13 protein-coding genes are annotated in these 16,052 nt (G+C 41.5%); 11 read left to right on the forward strand and 2 right to left on the reverse strand.

Features of this window, described 5'->3' with window-relative positions:
* Positions 1-36: 36 nt before the first annotated feature.
* The 3 genes from ftsW to NST01_RS07250 all read left to right on the forward strand — a co-directional run bounded on the left by ftsW (position 37) and on the right by NST01_RS07250 (position 6,308).
* Positions 37-1,248: a putative lipid II flippase FtsW gene (gene ftsW / locus NST01_RS07240; protein ID WP_008345051.1), complete on the forward strand. Its 1,212-nt coding sequence runs from the start codon at positions 37-39 to the stop codon at positions 1,246-1,248.
* A gap of 79 nt (positions 1,249-1,327) precedes the next feature.
* Complete coding sequence (gene pyc, locus NST01_RS07245) at positions 1,328-4,774, forward strand: pyruvate carboxylase (RefSeq protein ID WP_041092203.1); 3,447 nt, start codon at positions 1,328-1,330, stop codon at positions 4,772-4,774.
* Between the two features lie 100 nt (positions 4,775-4,874).
* A complete protein-coding gene (locus NST01_RS07250; RefSeq protein ID WP_213406604.1) occupies positions 4,875-6,308 on the forward strand; it encodes a cryptochrome/photolyase family protein in 1,434 nt (477 codons plus the stop codon).
* 43 nt (positions 6,309-6,351) lie between these two features.
* Here the strand turns inward: NST01_RS07250 and NST01_RS07255 are convergent, their stop codons facing one another.
* Positions 6,352-7,275 carry a COX15/CtaA family protein gene (locus tag NST01_RS07255; protein WP_008345045.1) on the reverse strand — a complete coding sequence of 308 codons (924 nt, stop codon included), beginning with the start codon at positions 7,273-7,275 and terminating at the stop codon, positions 6,352-6,354.
* A gap of 389 nt (positions 7,276-7,664) precedes the next feature.
* Here NST01_RS07255 and cyoE point away from each other — a divergent pair, with 389 nt between their 5' ends.
* From cyoE to ctaG, 6 genes are all read left to right on the forward strand, one after another.
* The gene (gene cyoE / locus NST01_RS07260; protein WP_007499825.1) at positions 7,665-8,582 is read left to right on the forward strand and encodes a heme o synthase; all 918 of its coding nucleotides are present in this window, start codon (positions 7,665-7,667) and stop codon (positions 8,580-8,582) included.
* 278 nt (positions 8,583-8,860) lie between these two features.
* Positions 8,861-9,928: a cytochrome c oxidase subunit II gene (gene coxB, locus NST01_RS07265; protein ID WP_039168612.1), complete on the forward strand. Its 1,068-nt coding sequence runs from the start codon at positions 8,861-8,863 to the stop codon at positions 9,926-9,928.
* Between the two features lie 188 nt (positions 9,929-10,116).
* The gene (ctaD, locus tag NST01_RS07270) at positions 10,117-11,988 is read left to right on the forward strand and encodes a cytochrome c oxidase subunit I (RefSeq protein ID WP_007499823.1); all 1,872 of its coding nucleotides are present in this window, start codon (positions 10,117-10,119) and stop codon (positions 11,986-11,988) included.
* Positions 11,988-12,608, forward strand: coding sequence for a cytochrome c oxidase subunit III (gene ctaE / locus NST01_RS07275; RefSeq protein ID WP_007499822.1), 621 nt, complete (start codon positions 11,988-11,990; stop codon positions 12,606-12,608). Before ctaD ends, ctaE begins: the two co-directional genes overlap by 1 nt.
* A 2-nt stretch (positions 12,609-12,610) precedes the next feature.
* Positions 12,611-12,940: a cytochrome c oxidase subunit IVB gene (gene ctaF, locus NST01_RS07280; RefSeq protein WP_003211520.1), complete on the forward strand. Its 330-nt coding sequence runs from the start codon at positions 12,611-12,613 to the stop codon at positions 12,938-12,940.
* Between the two features lie 30 nt (positions 12,941-12,970).
* Complete coding sequence (gene ctaG / locus NST01_RS07285; protein WP_017367183.1) at positions 12,971-13,849, forward strand: cytochrome c oxidase assembly factor CtaG; 879 nt, start codon at positions 12,971-12,973, stop codon at positions 13,847-13,849.
* A gap of 31 nt (positions 13,850-13,880) precedes the next feature.
* Here the strand turns inward: ctaG and NST01_RS07290 are convergent, their stop codons facing one another.
* The gene (locus tag NST01_RS07290; RefSeq protein ID WP_008345035.1) at positions 13,881-14,246 is read right to left on the reverse strand and encodes a YugN family protein; all 366 of its coding nucleotides are present in this window, start codon (positions 14,244-14,246) and stop codon (positions 13,881-13,883) included.
* A 161-nt stretch (positions 14,247-14,407) separates the two neighbouring features.
* On the opposite strand from NST01_RS07290, the gene NST01_RS07295 reads away from it, so the two are divergent.
* Both NST01_RS07295 and NST01_RS07300 read left to right on the forward strand, forming a co-directional pair.
* Positions 14,408-14,830, forward strand: a complete 423-nt coding sequence (locus NST01_RS07295) for a CBS domain-containing protein (protein WP_035392645.1) — start codon at positions 14,408-14,410, stop codon at positions 14,828-14,830.
* Between the two features lie 122 nt (positions 14,831-14,952).
* Complete coding sequence (locus tag NST01_RS07300; RefSeq protein ID WP_008345031.1) at positions 14,953-15,996, forward strand: CAP domain-containing protein; 1,044 nt, start codon at positions 14,953-14,955, stop codon at positions 15,994-15,996.
* Positions 15,997-16,052 lie beyond the last annotated feature (56 nt).

Raw genomic sequence — 16,052 nt, forward strand, 5'->3', positions numbered from 1 at the left:
TCAAGCAGTAGAAATAGACGTTAGGAAGAGGATTATATGTTAAAGAGAATGCTAAAATCGTATGACTACTCATTATTGTTCGCCATTATATTAATTAGCGCATTCGGCTTGGTGATGGTGTATAGCTCAAGTATGATTACATCTGTGATCAGATATGATGCTGCGCCAGATAATTTTTTCAAGAAACAGCTTTTATTTATGATTGTCGGGGCGGTCATCTTGATTTTTACAGCCCTCATTCCGTATCAGCTGCTCTTAAATAAAAGATTCCAAATTGTGATGCTTTTGTTATCTGTGTTTTCTCTCATTTATGTGTACTTTGGCGGTCACATTGCAGGGAATGCTAGAAGCTGGATCAAATTTGGACCTTTTAGTCTTCAGCCAGCGGAATTCGTGAAGATCGTTGTCATCATTTATCTTGCTGCTGTCTATGCAAAGAAGCAGCATTATATTGACCATATTTTAAGAGGGGTGACACCTCCAATTGTGGTTGTCTCCATCCTATGCGGATTTATTATTTTACAGCCAGACTATGGGACAGCTTTTATCATTGGTATGATTGCCCTTGCGATGATTTTATGCTCAGGGTTTAGCGGCAAAACGCTGGCCAAGCTGCTCGCTTTATTTAGTGCGGTGATGGTTGTTGTGACACCGTTTATTATTCTTTTTTGGGATAAAATTTTCACGCAGAATCGTCTTGGACGTTTTGAGAGTTTCCAAGATCCATTTAAAGACGCAGGCGCTTCTGGGCATCAATTGATTAATTCATATTATGCGATTGGGTCAGGCGGCTTTTTTGGGCTTGGTCTTGGAGAGAGTGTACAAAAGTATGGATACCTTCCAGAACCGCATACAGATTTTATCATGGCAATTATCTCGGAAGAGCTTGGTTTTTTCGGTGTATTTTTTGTCCTTGCTCTCCTTGGCTTTATTGTCGTGAAAGGTTTTTACATTGCGAGAAAGTGTGAAGATCCGTTTGGAAGTTTGCTTGCAATAGGAATTTCTTCAATGATTGCCATCCAAACGTGTATTAATTTGGGTGGTGTTTCAGGTCTCATTCCGATCACTGGGGTCACACTTCCGTTTATCAGCTACGGGGGATCGTCTATCATTTTACTGAGTGGATGTATGGGAATATTGCTGAATATCAGCATGTTCACTGAATATAAAGAGCGTTATAAAAAGAAAAAATCAATCAGCAAACCATCGATTCAAAAAAATGGATTGCAGAAAACTTTGAATCTTTAGAAAACAAAAGTGTACAGTTTTCATTTCTTCCTTTATTATAGAGTACATATAAAATTTTAAGGGATATGGAGGAGTGAGAATGTCACAGAGAACAATTCAAAAGGTTCTAGTTGCAAACAGAGGGGAAATCGCTATCAGAGTCTTTAGGGCCTGTACGGAGCTCAACTTACGTACAGTGGCCATTTACTCCAAAGAAGACTCGGGCTCTTATCATCGCTATAAAGCCGATGAAGCATATCTAGTTGGAGAAGGGAAAAAGCCGATTGATGCCTACCTTGATATCGAGGGGATCATCGAAATTGCAAAACGAAATGACGTGGATGCGATTCATCCAGGATACGGATTTTTATCTGAAAACATTCATTTTGCAAGACGATGCGAAGAGGAAGGCATCCAATTCATCGGCCCAACTTCTCAACATTTAGATATGTTTGGAGATAAAGTAAAAGCGAGAGATGAAGCGAAAAAAGCTGGAATTCCAGTCATTCCAGGAAGTGACGGGCCAGTTGATTCGGTCAAAGAAGTCGAAAAATTCGGTGAAGAATACGGTTACCCGTTTATTATTAAAGCTTCACTTGGAGGCGGCGGCCGAGGTATGCGGATTGTCAGATCAAAAGAGGAGCTGAACGAAGCCTACGACCGTGCAAAGTCAGAGGCGAAAGCGGCTTTTGGAAATGACGAAGTATACGTTGAAAAGCTGATTGAAAATCCGAAACATATTGAAGTGCAGGTGATTGGAGACAATCACGGCAATATCATTCATTTATATGAGCGTGACTGCTCTGTTCAAAGGCGTCATCAAAAAGTCATTGAGGTTGCACCAAGTGTGTCTCTTTCTAATCAATTGCGTGAAGACATCTGTGAAGCGGCTGTTCAGCTGGCGCAGAATGTATCGTATATCAATGCAGGGACTGTAGAATTCCTAGTGGCAAATGGCGAGTTTTATTTTATTGAAGTCAATCCTAGGGTTCAAGTGGAACACACGATCACAGAAATGATCACAGGTGTCGATATCGTCCAAACCCAAATTCTTGTCGCAAAAGGACATGACCTCCACAGCAAAGAAGTCGGGATACCAAAACAAGAAGATATCTTTACACATGGATTTGCCATTCAATCAAGGGTCACAACAGAAGATCCTTTGAATGATTTTATGCCAGATACAGGAAAAATCATGGCTTACCGTTCAGGCGGTGGTTTTGGTGTACGTCTTGATACAGGGAACAGCTTCCAAGGTGCGGTGATTACACCTTATTACGATTCACTGTTGGTCAAGCTGTCTACTTGGGCACTTACATTTGATCAAGCTGCGGCTAAAATGGTCCGAAATTTACAAGAATTCAGGATTCGCGGCATTAAAACAAATATCCCGTTTCTTGAAAACGTCGCAAAGCACGAGAAGTTTCTAAGAGGGGAATATGATACATCGTTTATTGATTCAACACCTGAGCTATTTAACTTCCCTAAGCAAAAAGACCGTGGAACGAAAATGCTTACTTATATTGGTAACGTTACCATTAATGGGTTCCCTGGTATTTCGGAAAATAAGAAGCCTCATTTTGATCAACCAAATGTGCCGAAACTTGCTGTCCATGAAACGATTCCTTCTGGAACAAAACAATTGTTAGACAAGCATGGACCTGAGGGGCTCGCCAATTGGGTGAAAGAGCAAAGCGGTGTACTTTTAACGGATACAACCTTTAGAGACGCACATCAATCCCTGCTTGCAACACGCTTTAGAACACACGACTTAAAGAAAGTTGCGCAGCCAACAGCAGGCTTATGGCCAGAGTTATTCAGTATGGAAATGTGGGGCGGTGCTACCTTTGATGTGGCATATCGTTTCTTGAAAGAAGATCCTTGGGAAAGATTGAAAGAGCTTCGTCAAGAAGTGCCAAACACTTTGTTCCAAATGCTATTAAGATCATCAAACGCTGTCGGATATACAAACTATGCGGATAATGTGATTAAAGCATTTGTAAAGGAATCGGCAGAGGCAGGCATTGACGTCTTCCGTATTTTCGACAGTCTAAACTGGGTCAAAGGTATGACGCTTGCCATTGATTCTGTTCGTGAATCCGGCAAAGTGGCAGAGGCAGCGATTTGTTATACAGGTGATATTCTTGATCCATCACGTCCGAAATATGATTTGAAATATTATGTCTCTCTTGCGAAGGAGCTTGAATCCGCAGGCGCTCATATTTTAGGCATTAAAGATATGGCGGGATTATTAAAACCGCAGGCGGCTTATGAACTTGTATCGGCTCTAAAAGACGAGCTCACGATTCCAATCCATCTTCATACACACGATACGAGTGGAAATGGACTCTTCACCTATGCAAGAGCGATTGATGCAGGTGTTGATATTGTTGATGTTGCTGTCAGCTCTATGGCGGGGCTCACATCACAACCAAGTGCGAGCTCATTATATTATGCTTTAGACGGACATGAAAGAAAGCCCGAAATGAATGTTCAAGCGGTTGAACGTCTTTCTCAATATTGGGATTCCGTCAGAAAATATTACCATGAGTTTGAAAGCGGAATGAATTCACCGCATACAGAAATTTATGAGCATGAAATGCCTGGTGGCCAGTATAGTAACCTGCAACAGCAGGCAAAAGGGGTCGGCCTTGGCGAACGCTGGAATGAAGTAAAAGAAATGTACAGACGTGTAAATGACATGTTTGGTGATATCGTGAAGGTAACACCGTCTTCTAAAGTGGTCGGAGATATGGCGCTTTATATGGTGCAAAACGATCTGACAGAAGAGGATGTTTATGAAAAAGGAGCAACACTGGATTTCCCAGATTCGGTTGTTGAATTGTTTAAAGGCTATTTAGGACAGCCTCATGGCGGGTTCCCAGAAAAATTGCAAAAGCTGATTTTAAAAGGGGAGGAGCCGCTTACTGTCAGACCAGGTGAGAAACTGAAGCCTGTGGACTTTGAAGAAATCAAAAAGCAGTTCAAAGAATCACATGATCTGACGTTGACAGAACAAGATGCCATTGCATATGCTTTATACCCGAAAGTCTTTTCTGAATTTGTTCAAACAGCAGAAAGCTATGGAGATATCTCTGTTCTTGACACACCAACCTTCTTCTACGGCATGAGACTTGGTGAAGAAATTGAGGTAGAAATTGAAAAAGGGAAAACCCTCATTGTCAAACTCGTGTCCATTGGAGAACCGAATCCGGACGCTACAAGAGTGCTTTACTTTGAACTGAATGGACAGCCGCGTGAAGTGGTCATTAAGGATGAAAGCATCAAATCCTCCGTTCAAGAAAAAATGAAGGCAGATCGCTCAAATCCAAATCACATTGCCGCATCGATGCCAGGCACTGTGATCAAAGTGCTTGTTGAAAAAGGACAGAAAATTTCTCAAGGTGAGCACTTGATGATCAATGAAGCGATGAAGATGGAAACGACGGTACAAGCACCGTTCTCAGCAGTCGTGGATGAAATTCATGTCACGAATGGAGAAGGGATTCAAACTGGAGATCTGTTGATTGTCTTAAAGCCTGAATAATGAGTGAGACACATCCATTTGGATGTGTCTTTTTTTGAGCGCATTAAAATGTGCAGCCGCCCGCTAGAGTGATTACACTATAAAATGAGGTGAAGAAAGAGTGGAAATTGTCGTGATTTGGTTTCGCCGAGATATGCGATTGGATGATCATATCGCCTTATCAAAAGCGATCACATATGCAAAAAAACATCAGTACCGATTATTTGCTTTTTATCATCTAGATCCGTTTTTTACAGAAATGGAACTGGATTTGAACAACGAACATTTCTTTCAAAACTTGGCCAATTTCGTCAAGGAAGCGAGAGAATCTCACATGTATGTTCATCTCATTCATGATGATATTTTGTCCGCTTTTCAAAAGCTCATGAATGCTTATGACATCAATGCGGTCTTTTTTAATGAGGACGAAGTAGGAAATGGTCGAACACGTGATGAGCAAGTGACCCGTTTCTTAGAAGAAAAGGGCATTCATGTGTCAAAGTGGCAAGATACGCATCTGCATGGGGCGAGAGATATTTTAAAAGCGGATGGTTCTCATTATCAAGTGTTTACTCCATACTACCAAGCGTGGCGGAAGCAGGAGAAGCAGTCTGTGATAAAAGTTGACAAATCATTTCTGAGCAGTGAGCATACGATTTGTGATGAGTCACTTTCTGAAAAGGGAGATGCGGAACTAAGGGACATCATTAAGAAATGTACAAGAAAATTCGATCAGATTGGGTCAGACAAAGCGAGAAGCACGCTAGGCGGCTTTATTCAAGAAAGATTGACGCATTATCATGAGAAACGAGATATTCCGTCTGTTTTTGGGACGAGCAAGCTGTCTCGGTTCTTAAAAACCGGGACCATTTCTATTCGCACAATCTTTCATGCGGTCAATGAGGAAGAACTTGTTAAAGATGAGGGCAAGGAAACATTTATCAAAGAGCTGGCATGGCGTGATTTTTATCATATGATCTTTGCGCATTATCCAGAGATGAAAGAAAAAGAAATCAACGCCTCCTTTCAACACATAAAATGGAATGATGATGAGACACTTTTTGAAGCTTGGTGTAAAGGACAAACAGGCTTCCCGCTCGTTGACGCTGGGATGAGACAGTTAAATGAAGAAGGCTGGATGCATAACCGTTTGAGAATGGTGACGGCTTCATTCCTGACAAAAGATTATCTCATCGATTGGAGAATGGGCGAAGCGTATTTTGCGAGAAAACTTGTCGACTATGATGAGGCTTCGAATATTGGAGGATTTCAGTGGGCAGCCTCCGTCGGAACGGATGCTGTTCCTTACTTCCGTATTTTTAACCCAACGACCCAGTCGAAACGATTTGATCCAAGCGGAGAATATATTAGAAGGTATGTGCCAGAACTTAAGCATGTGAATGAAAAATGGATTCATGAACCGAGTAAAATGCCGATAGATGAGCAGATGAAATCGGGGTGTGTGCTGGGGGATATATATCCTCTGCCTACAGTCGATCATCAAGAAAGACGAAAAAGAGCCATTTCGACATTTGAAGAAGCGAAACAAACATAAAAGAAATCCCCCTTTTCGGATGAAAGGGGGATTTCTTTTATGTTTATCTGAAAGGCTCTCTATTTTCATATTTAAACCGGGCAATGAGTAAGCAGAAGTAGCATAGTACCCCAAACAAACAAGAAATAAAGAATGAATGAGCAAGCGCATAACCGAGTGCGAGCTGAGAATAAACAGACATGACACCAGAGATCGCTTGAAGTGTAATCAGAATGGCTGAAATGATCCATCCATAATACAGCTGCTTTTGTTCTTTATAATGTTTAAGGGCATGGAACATCGCAACAAATATCCAAACGAATAAAAGAAGGGCTGCTGCTCGGTGAGACATTTGAACCCATTGATTAAAATACGCTGGAAGTGCGCCGTCTTTTGAACAAAATGGGAAGACAGAGCATGCAAGACTTGATTTTGTATGTCTCACATAGGCGCCCGTATACACCACAATATACGTATATGTGATCAACCCATAAATATGGAACTGCATTCTTTTGCCGATATGAAGCGGCTTCACAAGCTTTGTTTCAGATCTGGTTGCTTCAAACACAAGCAGTGCCAGTAGTAAAATGGAAGCAAAAGAAATCAGTGAAATACCGAAGTGCAGTGCCATGACAAGTGCGTTAGAACCAAACACAACGGCGAGTGCCCCTAACAGCGCTTGAAGCAGTAAGAATATAATGGACATGATGACCAAAAATTTGGTTTCACGGAATACTGGACTGATTTTTTTCCAGCATAAGACCGCCAGTGCCAATACAAGAATGGTGGAAACTCCTGTTGACATGCGGTGGCTCCATTCGATAATGGAAGCAGGGTTCATTTCTGGAAAGAAACGACCGTGGCAAAGGGGCCACTGTCTGCCGCAGCCAAGACCGGAGCCAGTTTTCGTCACAAGCGCACCGCCAATCAGAACGATCAGCATCACAAATGTTGTGACAACGCTCAATAACCTTAAAGCAAATTTCATCAAATGATTTCACCTTCTCTAAATAACTTCTGATCTAAATGAAAACCTCACATGTTCTCAAGTTTAAGCCAAATGCGTGTTCTGTTGCAATTCATAATGACCAAAGTTCACAAAAAAATGATATGTTAGTTCACAAAGTTTACAGATTTAGAGTGCTTGATCTTTCTTTGACAGTCTGATAGAAATAGAGGAGAGAATATTTCATTTTGCACCGCCTTCTGAAACGCACATCCTAATAAATTCACGAAAAGTTCACAAATAACTTCAAGTTTGTCGTTTATTATTTAATAGGATGTTTTTTTACAGCTCTTTATCTTGTATGATAGAGTTGTAACGATTTTACGTTTTATTCGTTCGTTTGAAGGTTTGGGCAAGGGAGGTTATACACATTGGCAAATTCCAAAACAGCCGCGGAAGCAGCTATTCATGGACAAATAGAAGAAACAACCGCTTTAAAAGATTTTCTTGCTCTTATTAAAATGGGCATCGTCAATTCCAATTTCATTACAACATTTACTGGAATGTGGCTTGCTTTTTATTTTACAGATATGAGTTTCCTTGGGAATCTTGATATTGTGCTGTTAACAATGATTGGTTCTTCTCTTATTATTGCCGGTTCATGCGCCATTAATAATGCGTTTGACCGTGATATTGATATACTAATGGAAAGAACAAAAACAAGACCGACGGTGACAGGTAAAGTTCAGCCAGGTCAAGCGTATGCATTTGGTATTCTGCTTGTTGTACTTGGACTGATTATGCTTCTGATGACAACTGTTACATCAGCAGTGATTGGATTTATCGGTGTCTTTACTTATGCAGTTCTATACACGATGTGGTCTAAACGCCATTACACCATTAATACAGTCATTGGGAGTGTATCTGGTGCGGTTCCGCCATTAATTGGCTGGACAGCTGTTACAGGCACCATCGACACAACGGCTTGGGTCCTGTTTATGATTATGTTCATCTGGCAAATTCCACATTTCTTATCACTTGCGATTAAGAAAACGGAAGATTACCGCAAAGCAGGTATTCCAATGCTGCCAGTTGTTTACGGCTTTGAAGTCACAAAACGCCAAATCATCATTTGGACAGCATGTCTTCTTCCGCTTCCATTTTTCTTAGGTGGATTAGGATGGCCGATTGTCGCACTTGGCACATTGCTGAACATTGGATGGCTCGTCATTGGTCTTATGGGCTTTAAAATGAAAGATATCATGAAGTGGTCAACACTCATGTTCGTTTATTCATTAAACTACTTAACGATCTTTTTCGTTGCGATGATTATTATCACACTATTCTAGAGTGAAATACACTTTGATCACATCAAAACAATGGCTATATCTTATAACACAACATTTTCTTACAACTATGAAAGCCGCCTGATATTCAGTTCTATTTAGGCGGCTTTCTGTTTATACATAGATGGTATTTTGAGTAAAAACATCATTTTTTTATGAAAAGAGGAAATGTAAGTGCTTTTATAAGAGGCGGGGGTTATGGATGGGTGAAAGGTGATTTTATAAATAAGAGGTAAAAGCGAAAGGCAAAGGAGATCAAGCAAAAGGGGTTGGGACAAATTATGATAAGAAAATGGCGTGTTTATTCACTGTTTCTTTTACTGACGCTCGTTTTGGCGGGCTGCGGTGAACCATACTTATCAACACTCAAGCCAGTTGGGGAAGTAGCAGATAAACAGTTTTTCCTAACGGTACTGAGTACACTTATTATGGTTCTTGTCGTTATTGTTGTATCGATCATTTTCTTTTACGTCATCATTAAATTCAAACGTTCTAAAGTGGGAGAAGATACGATTCCTAAACAGGTAGAAGGGAACCGTAACCTCGAAATTACGTGGACAGCGATTCCGATACTTCTACTCATTATTCTCGTTGTACCTGTTGTGGCATACACGCTTGAGCTAGGGGATACAAGCGCTATGGATAAGAAAAAACGAGATCCTGAAAAAACACTTGTTGTGAATGTAAGAGCCAGCTTATATTGGTGGGAATTTGAATACCCTGATTATGGGATTGTGACAAGTCAGGAATTGATTGTTCCAACTGATCAAAAGGTTTATTTTAAGCTGAAAGCATCTGATGTGAAACACTCATTCTGGATTCCATCAGCTGGGGGTAAAATTGATACAAATACAGACAACGAGAACAAGTTTTATTTAACATTTGACTCAAAACGAACGAAAGATGCTGGAGAATATTTCTATGGGAAATGTGCAGAGCTTTGTGGTCCATCACATGCTTTAATGGACTTTAAAGTTAAAACGCTTTCTCAAGATGAGTTTTTAGGCTGGACGAAAAAGATGACAGATTATAAAAAGCCTGCATCTACGTCAGATCTAGCCCTTGAGGGTGAAAAACTCTTTAAAGAGAAAAACTGTTTAAGTTGTCACGCGGTAGAGCCTGGAGATGAACGACCAGAGGCGGCAAGGACTGCACCAAACCTTGCAACCTTCGGAGAGCGGACAAAAGTAGCTGGAATTAAAGACATGAACAAAGAAAATGTCAAAGCATGGCTGAAAGATCCAGAGAGCTTTAAACCAGGTAATAAGATGACAGGGACGTACCCTAAACTAAATGATTCAGAAGCAGATGCACTCTACGAGTATTTAAAAGGTCTTAAAATACAGTAAATGCCTTGAGCAGCTTGAAGTTGCGCACATTCAAAAGGGTATACGATCTATGTGAAGTTTTTGTTAAGAGCTCCCGAATAAGTCTCTACATCCAAGAATAAGTCATCTGTCAGATATAGTCTGTTTTTAGAACGTGAAGATAGACATTGATATGAAAAGGGGCAAATGGGAGATAAGAGGGGGATTTCATGGTGAGTACAATAGCTAAAAAGCGGGGGTTTGGCGCTGTCTTATGGGATTACTTAACGACGGTTGACCACAAAAAAATTGCCATACTATATTTAGTGGCAGGGGGATTTTTCTTTTTAATTGGTGGCCTGGAAGCGATGATTATCCGTATTCAGCTAGCCATCCCTGAAAATGATTTTGTGAGTGCAGGGTTTTACAATGAAGTCATGACGATGCATGGAACAACGATGATTTTCCTTGCAGCAATGCCGCTTTTATTTGCATTAATGAACGCGGTTGTACCCATTCAAATTGGTGCACGTGACGTAGCGTTTCCATTTGTGAATTCACTTGGTTTTTGGTTGTTCTTTTTCGGAGGAATTTTCTTAAACCTTGGATGGTTTATGGGCGGAGCACCTGATGCAGGCTGGACTGCCTATGCGTCGCTCACGCTGAATTCAGAAGGGCACGGCATGGATTTCTATATTTTAGGGTTGCAGATAGCGGGTATTGGTACGCTAATTGCCGGAATCAACTTTCTTGCAACGATTATTAATATGAGAGCGCCAGGTATGACGTATATGAGAATGCCGCTCTTTACCTGGACGACGTTTGTGGCATCTGCACTAATTTTATTCGCATTCCCGCCGCTGACAGCAGGACTTGCGATGCTGATGCTTGATCGAATGTTTGATACGAGCTTTTTTAATCCAGAGCTCGGCGGAAATACAATCATCTGGGAGCATTTGTTCTGGATTTTCGGACACCCAGAAGTGTATATCTTGATTTTGCCGGCATTTGGGATTTTCTCTGAGATCATTCCGGTGTTTGCAAGAAAAAGATTGTTTGGTTATTCGTCCATGGTGTTTGCGACTGTATTAATTGGTTTCCTTGGATTCATGGTGTGGGCGCATCACATGTTCACAACAGGACTTGGTCCAATTGCCAATGCGATCTTTGCCGTAGCCACAATGGCGATTGCGGTGCCAACTGGAATTAAAGTATTTAACTGGTTGCTCACCATATGGGGCGGTAATGTGAAGTTTACAACGCCGATGCTATATTCAGTTGCGTTCATTCCGTCATTCTTACTTGGCGGTGTAACCGGCGTCATGCTTGCAGCAGCAGCAGCGGATTATCAGTTCCATGACACGTACTTCGTTGTGGCGCATTTCCACTATGTCATTATCGGTGGTGTGGTCTTCGGTATTTTAGCAGGTGTGCATTATTGGTGGCCGAAGATGTTTGGGAAAATACTGAATGAGAAGCTTGGGAAAATTGGCTTTGTGCTGTTTTTCGTCGGTTTCCATTTAACGTTCTTTATCCAGCATTTTCTCGGTCTTTGGGGCATGCCGCGCCGAGTCTTTACATTCTTGCCAGGTCAGGGTCTAGACCTTGGGAACTTGGTCAGTACGATTGGGGCACTGTTCATGTTTGTAGCAGTTGTCATCATGCTGATTAATATCATCTGGACGACAGCAAAAGGGGAGCGTGTATCGGGCGATCCTTGGGGAGATGGAAGAACGCTTGAATGGGCAGTATCTTCACCTCCTCCAGAATATAACTTTAAGCAGCTGCCTCTTGTACGGGGGCTTGATCCATTATGGATTGAGAAAATGGATGGTAAAAAAGGAATGACAGCATCTGAACCGCTCGATGATATTCACATGCCGAATAATTCCATCTTGCCTATCATTATCTCATTCGGTCTATTTGTGTCAGCGTTTGGTTTTATGTATCGTCAAGAACACAGCTGGGGTCTACCGGTGATCTTCATTGGTCTTGGGATCACGTTTGCGACCATGCTCGTTCGCTCTCTTAAAGATGATCATGGATACCATATTCACAAAGAAGATTTGACGGATGACGATGACAAAGGGGTGAAAGCATAATGGAACCACAAAAAATGACAGCGGAAACCTTTCCGGCTTCTCCTGAGAAAGCCACGTTAGAAGGAAAGAATAAGTTCGTCGGGTTCTGGTTGTTTCTTGGGGGAGAAACGGTCCTGTTTGCATCTTTGTTTGCCACTTATTTGGCGCTGAAAAATTCAAATGCAGGCGGCGCAACAACAACTGAAATGTTTGACCTCACACTTGTCTTTATTGCCACAATGCTTCTGTTAACGAGCAGTTTAACGAGTGTGTATGCTATGTATCATATGAAAAACTTTGCCTTTAAAAAAATGCAGCTTTGGCTAGGTGTAACCGTTCTTTTAGGTGCTGGATTTTTAGGGGTAGAAATTTATGAGTTTTATCATTATGTGCATGCGTATGAATTTACCATTACGAGCTCTGCACTTGGCTCTTCCTTCTATACGCTTGTTGGAACACACGGGGCTCACGTCGCATTTGGACTTTGCTGGATCACCGCTCTGATGATTCGGAATATGAGACGCGGACTCGATTTATACAATGCACCAAAATATTATGTGGCGAGCCTTTATTGGCACTTCATTGATGTTGTGTGGGTCTTCATCTTTACCGTTGTATATTTAATGGGAATGGTGGGATAAGAATGGGAAATAAAAACACAAATCAGTCCAAAGTCGATCTTGTCTATCGGAAAAAGAAAAATGCCGAAGAAATGAAGCATCAGCTCATTTCTTTCGGCTTGATGATTGGTTTAACGTTTGTTGCCTTTTTAACAATCGCCTCTGAAGATGTCGGAAATTGGTTCGCTGTCCCTTTTATTTTACTGCTTGCAGTGATTCAGGTAGCTTTTCAGCTTTATTATTTTATGCACATGAACCAAAAAGGGCATGAAACACCCGCGTTGTTTCTTTACTCAGGTGTGTTTGTCGCGTTTATTACCGTTTTAGCCTTTTTGACCATTATTTGGTGGTAAGCTCGCTTTGCCCTTGAAGGAGGCGCAGCAATGGAAAACTTAGAGATATTTGGATTTCGTGCATTATGGAGTCCTTACTATTTGACATGTATTGTAGCAGCAGCCGCTTTTTATCTGCTTCTCGTGACGAAGGGAAAGCACCGTGCGACGGTGAAAGAGAAAACGCTATTTCTCACGGGGCTTGTGTTGCTTTACGCAGTGAAGGGGAGCCCGATTGATTTAATGGGGCATATTATGTTCAGTGCGCATATGGCGCAAATGGCAGTGCTCTATTTGGTCATCCCGCCGCTTCTTATTACAGGTTTACCTGCGGCGATTTGGGAGCGGATCATTCAAACACGGGGTATTCAGCCGATTTTCCGCTTGTTTTCTAAGCCGTTGATTGCCTTGCTCGGATTTAACGGGTTGTTTTCGCTTTATCATATTCCGCTTGTGTTCGATTTTGTTAAAACAGATCCGTTTTATCACGCATTGATGACGGTTGTCATTTTTATCGCTGCCTTTTTCATGTGGTGGCCGCTTGTCCATAAAGTGCAAAGTCAGCCGCAGATTACAGGCATTTTAAAGCTTGGGTATATTATGGCAGATGGGATTTTAATGACACCTGCCTGCGCACTCATTATGTTTAGTGAAGCGCCTATCTATGCCACTTATTCAGATGCCGGCGCATGGATACAAGCACTGCACCTATGCGTACCGAGTGATATGCTTGCTGGTCTTGCACTTACGGGTCCTGACATGTTTCATACATTGCCGCTGCTAGAAGATCAGCAACTAGGTGCTATTTTGATGAAAATCATTCAAGAGATTGTATACGGATCGATTCTTGCTGTTGTCTTCTTTGACTGGGCGAGAAAAGAAAGAGCGAAAGATGCCGTACCAGATGCGCTCATTCCGAAATATGAATAAATGAAAAGCACAGCCGCAGGGGCTGTGCTTTTTATGCTTCAGCAGTTATCGCTTCTAGTTTTTCTTTTAATTGGTTCAGCGTTTTTTTGCTTGATTGAATAAGAGATTTAGGGAAATCTTCGCCTTCTCCATATTCAACACCATGCGGATAATAGTGTTTTCCAAGTAAAGGTGTCAGCAGCTGGATGTGGGCTTTTTTGGAGCCAACATCTCCTTCAGTGGCGTAGCCAGAGATCCGTAAGTAAAACGTCCCCTCTACCATGTTATACTTCCTGTCGTACGTCACACGCTCATAATCCCATTGATCGGCTCGTACAAATCCTTCACTTTCCATAATGAAATCTAATTTATTTAAGTCAGCTGATACCTTCTCAATCCCCGTACCTTCAAACTTCACCCAAAACCCCTCCTTATAAAAATTCCCTTTACTGACAATCATAGTATGAAAGCGTTAAACTTTCAACTGTGAAAGGTATGTTCTTTTATAAGCTGGTTACAGTAATAAAGAAAATAACGGATGGAGGAATCAACGTGAAAACGAAAAAAATCAAAGATATCATGACGAAAAAAGTAGTGACGTTGCGAAAGGACGACAATGCGTATGAAGCGGCAGTCAAAATGAAAGATGCTGACATTGGTGCCATTCCAGTAGTCGACGGAGATCAGCTTGTTGGTATTGTCACAGACCGCGACCTTGTACTTAGAGGTATTGCTGAGAAAAAGCCGAACTCACAAGAGGTTGGTGTCCTCATGACGAAGGAAGTATTGACAGCTGAAGAAGATGCAACCCTAGAAGAAATTGTCCGGTTGATGTCAGAACATCAGCTCCGCCGTATCCCGGTTGTCAAAAACGGGGCACTAACAGGAATCGTAGCCCTTGGGGATTTATCAGTTGAAGATTTATCAAACGATCGTGCAGGTGATGCTCTGACGGAAATCTCTCAACAAGACCAGGATCATGGCCAAGGATTTCTTCATTAGGAGGGGCATATTTTAAATTCGTGTTAAATAGGCTGTATTGTCGTTGATAAATGGAGCAAGTTTTGTTTAAATGACAGTAGAAGGTACTTTTTGTACCTTGCCAATTTAACGGAGGTGTTTATTTGAAAACTGTGCTGAAAACACTCTTCATCCTCCTGATTATATCTGGAACGTACGTTCTGTTTATTCAATATGGATCTTCACCAGAAAAAGAAAACAGCAATGAGCCGAAGGTGTCTAATGAAGAAACATCTAGCGATAAGCCGATCAACATTCCGAAAAAAGGTCTCATGTCCTTTATGGGGAAGTCTTCAAACGAAGTGCTTAAACAGCTAGGGGAACCAGATCGCATTGATCCTTCCGCATATGATTATGACTGGTGGATATACAATCAATCGAAGAAACACTATATTCAAGTAGGGGTAAAGGACAGTAAAGTGGTGACCTTGTTTGCGACAGGGGATGGGCTGAATGTTGAGCCATTTAAAATCGGTCAAGCCACAAGTGAAGTATTTAAAAAAACACAAATCGCTCCTTACATTCATGTAGAGGACGAGGGAAATTCATATCGCTTTGAATTCTCAGAAGATGATATGAATACCAGGCCGACGGTGAAAGTGGGAGATGATGTGTATGTCCAGCTCTACATGGATAAGTTTGAAAGCACTCTTTCGAGCATTAGAGCCTTTAACGCAGATACATTTGTCAAACAAAAGCCGTATGAAGTCGTTTATCGAGGTCAATTAATTGAACCTGAGGCGATATCAGGCGAAAAGTGGAAGGATATTGAAGCGTCGAGTCAAAAACAAATTTTTGATATGACCAATATTATCCGCCATAAGTACAAACTACCGACCTTAAAGTGGGACGATGAAACCTCTGAAGTGGCATTCATGCATAGTGAGGACATGAAAGATCATCATTATTTCTCCCATGAATCTAAAAAATACGGCACGCTGAAAGACCGGTTAGAAAGAGGCGAGGTCGCATTTCAGCTTGCGGGGGAAAACATTGCGTATAATTATGTTGATGGCCCTGCAGCTGTAGAAGGCTGGCTGAATAGCGAAGGTCACCGGAAGGCATTGTTAAATCAAGATTACACGCACCTTGGCGTTGGTGTGAAAGAAAAGTACTATACACAAAACTTCATTAAGAAAACGTCTTAATCCTTTAAACAGCTGCGCACAGATGGCGGCTGTTTTTTTATGAAAAGGGCTCACCA

The organism is Bacillus sp. FSL R7-0166 (assembly GCF_038008935.1).
Lineage (GTDB): Bacteria > Bacillota > Bacilli > Bacillales > Bacillaceae > Bacillus > Bacillus altitudinis.

Excerpts from the sequence above, each read along its gene's own strand:
- ftsW (WP_008345051.1), top strand. The coding sequence starts at position 37 with ATGTTAAAGAGAATGCTAAAATCGTATGACTACTCATTATTGTTCGCC.
- pyc (WP_041092203.1), top strand. The coding sequence starts at position 1,328 with ATGTCACAGAGAACAATTCAAAAGGTTCTAGTTGCAAACAGAGGGGAA.
- NST01_RS07255 (WP_008345045.1), bottom strand. The coding sequence starts at position 7,275 with ATGAAATTTGCTTTAAGGTTATTGAGCGTTGTCACAACATTTGTGATG.
- coxB (WP_039168612.1), top strand. The coding sequence starts at position 8,861 with ATGATAAGAAAATGGCGTGTTTATTCACTGTTTCTTTTACTGACGCTC.
- ctaD (WP_007499823.1), top strand. The coding sequence starts at position 10,117 with ATGGTGAGTACAATAGCTAAAAAGCGGGGGTTTGGCGCTGTCTTATGG.
- ctaE (WP_007499822.1), top strand. The coding sequence starts at position 11,988 with ATGGAACCACAAAAAATGACAGCGGAAACCTTTCCGGCTTCTCCTGAG.
- ctaF (WP_003211520.1), top strand. The coding sequence starts at position 12,611 with ATGGGAAATAAAAACACAAATCAGTCCAAAGTCGATCTTGTCTATCGG.
- ctaG (WP_017367183.1), top strand. The coding sequence starts at position 12,971 with ATGGAAAACTTAGAGATATTTGGATTTCGTGCATTATGGAGTCCTTAC.
- NST01_RS07295 (WP_035392645.1), top strand. The coding sequence starts at position 14,408 with ATGACGAAAAAAGTAGTGACGTTGCGAAAGGACGACAATGCGTATGAA.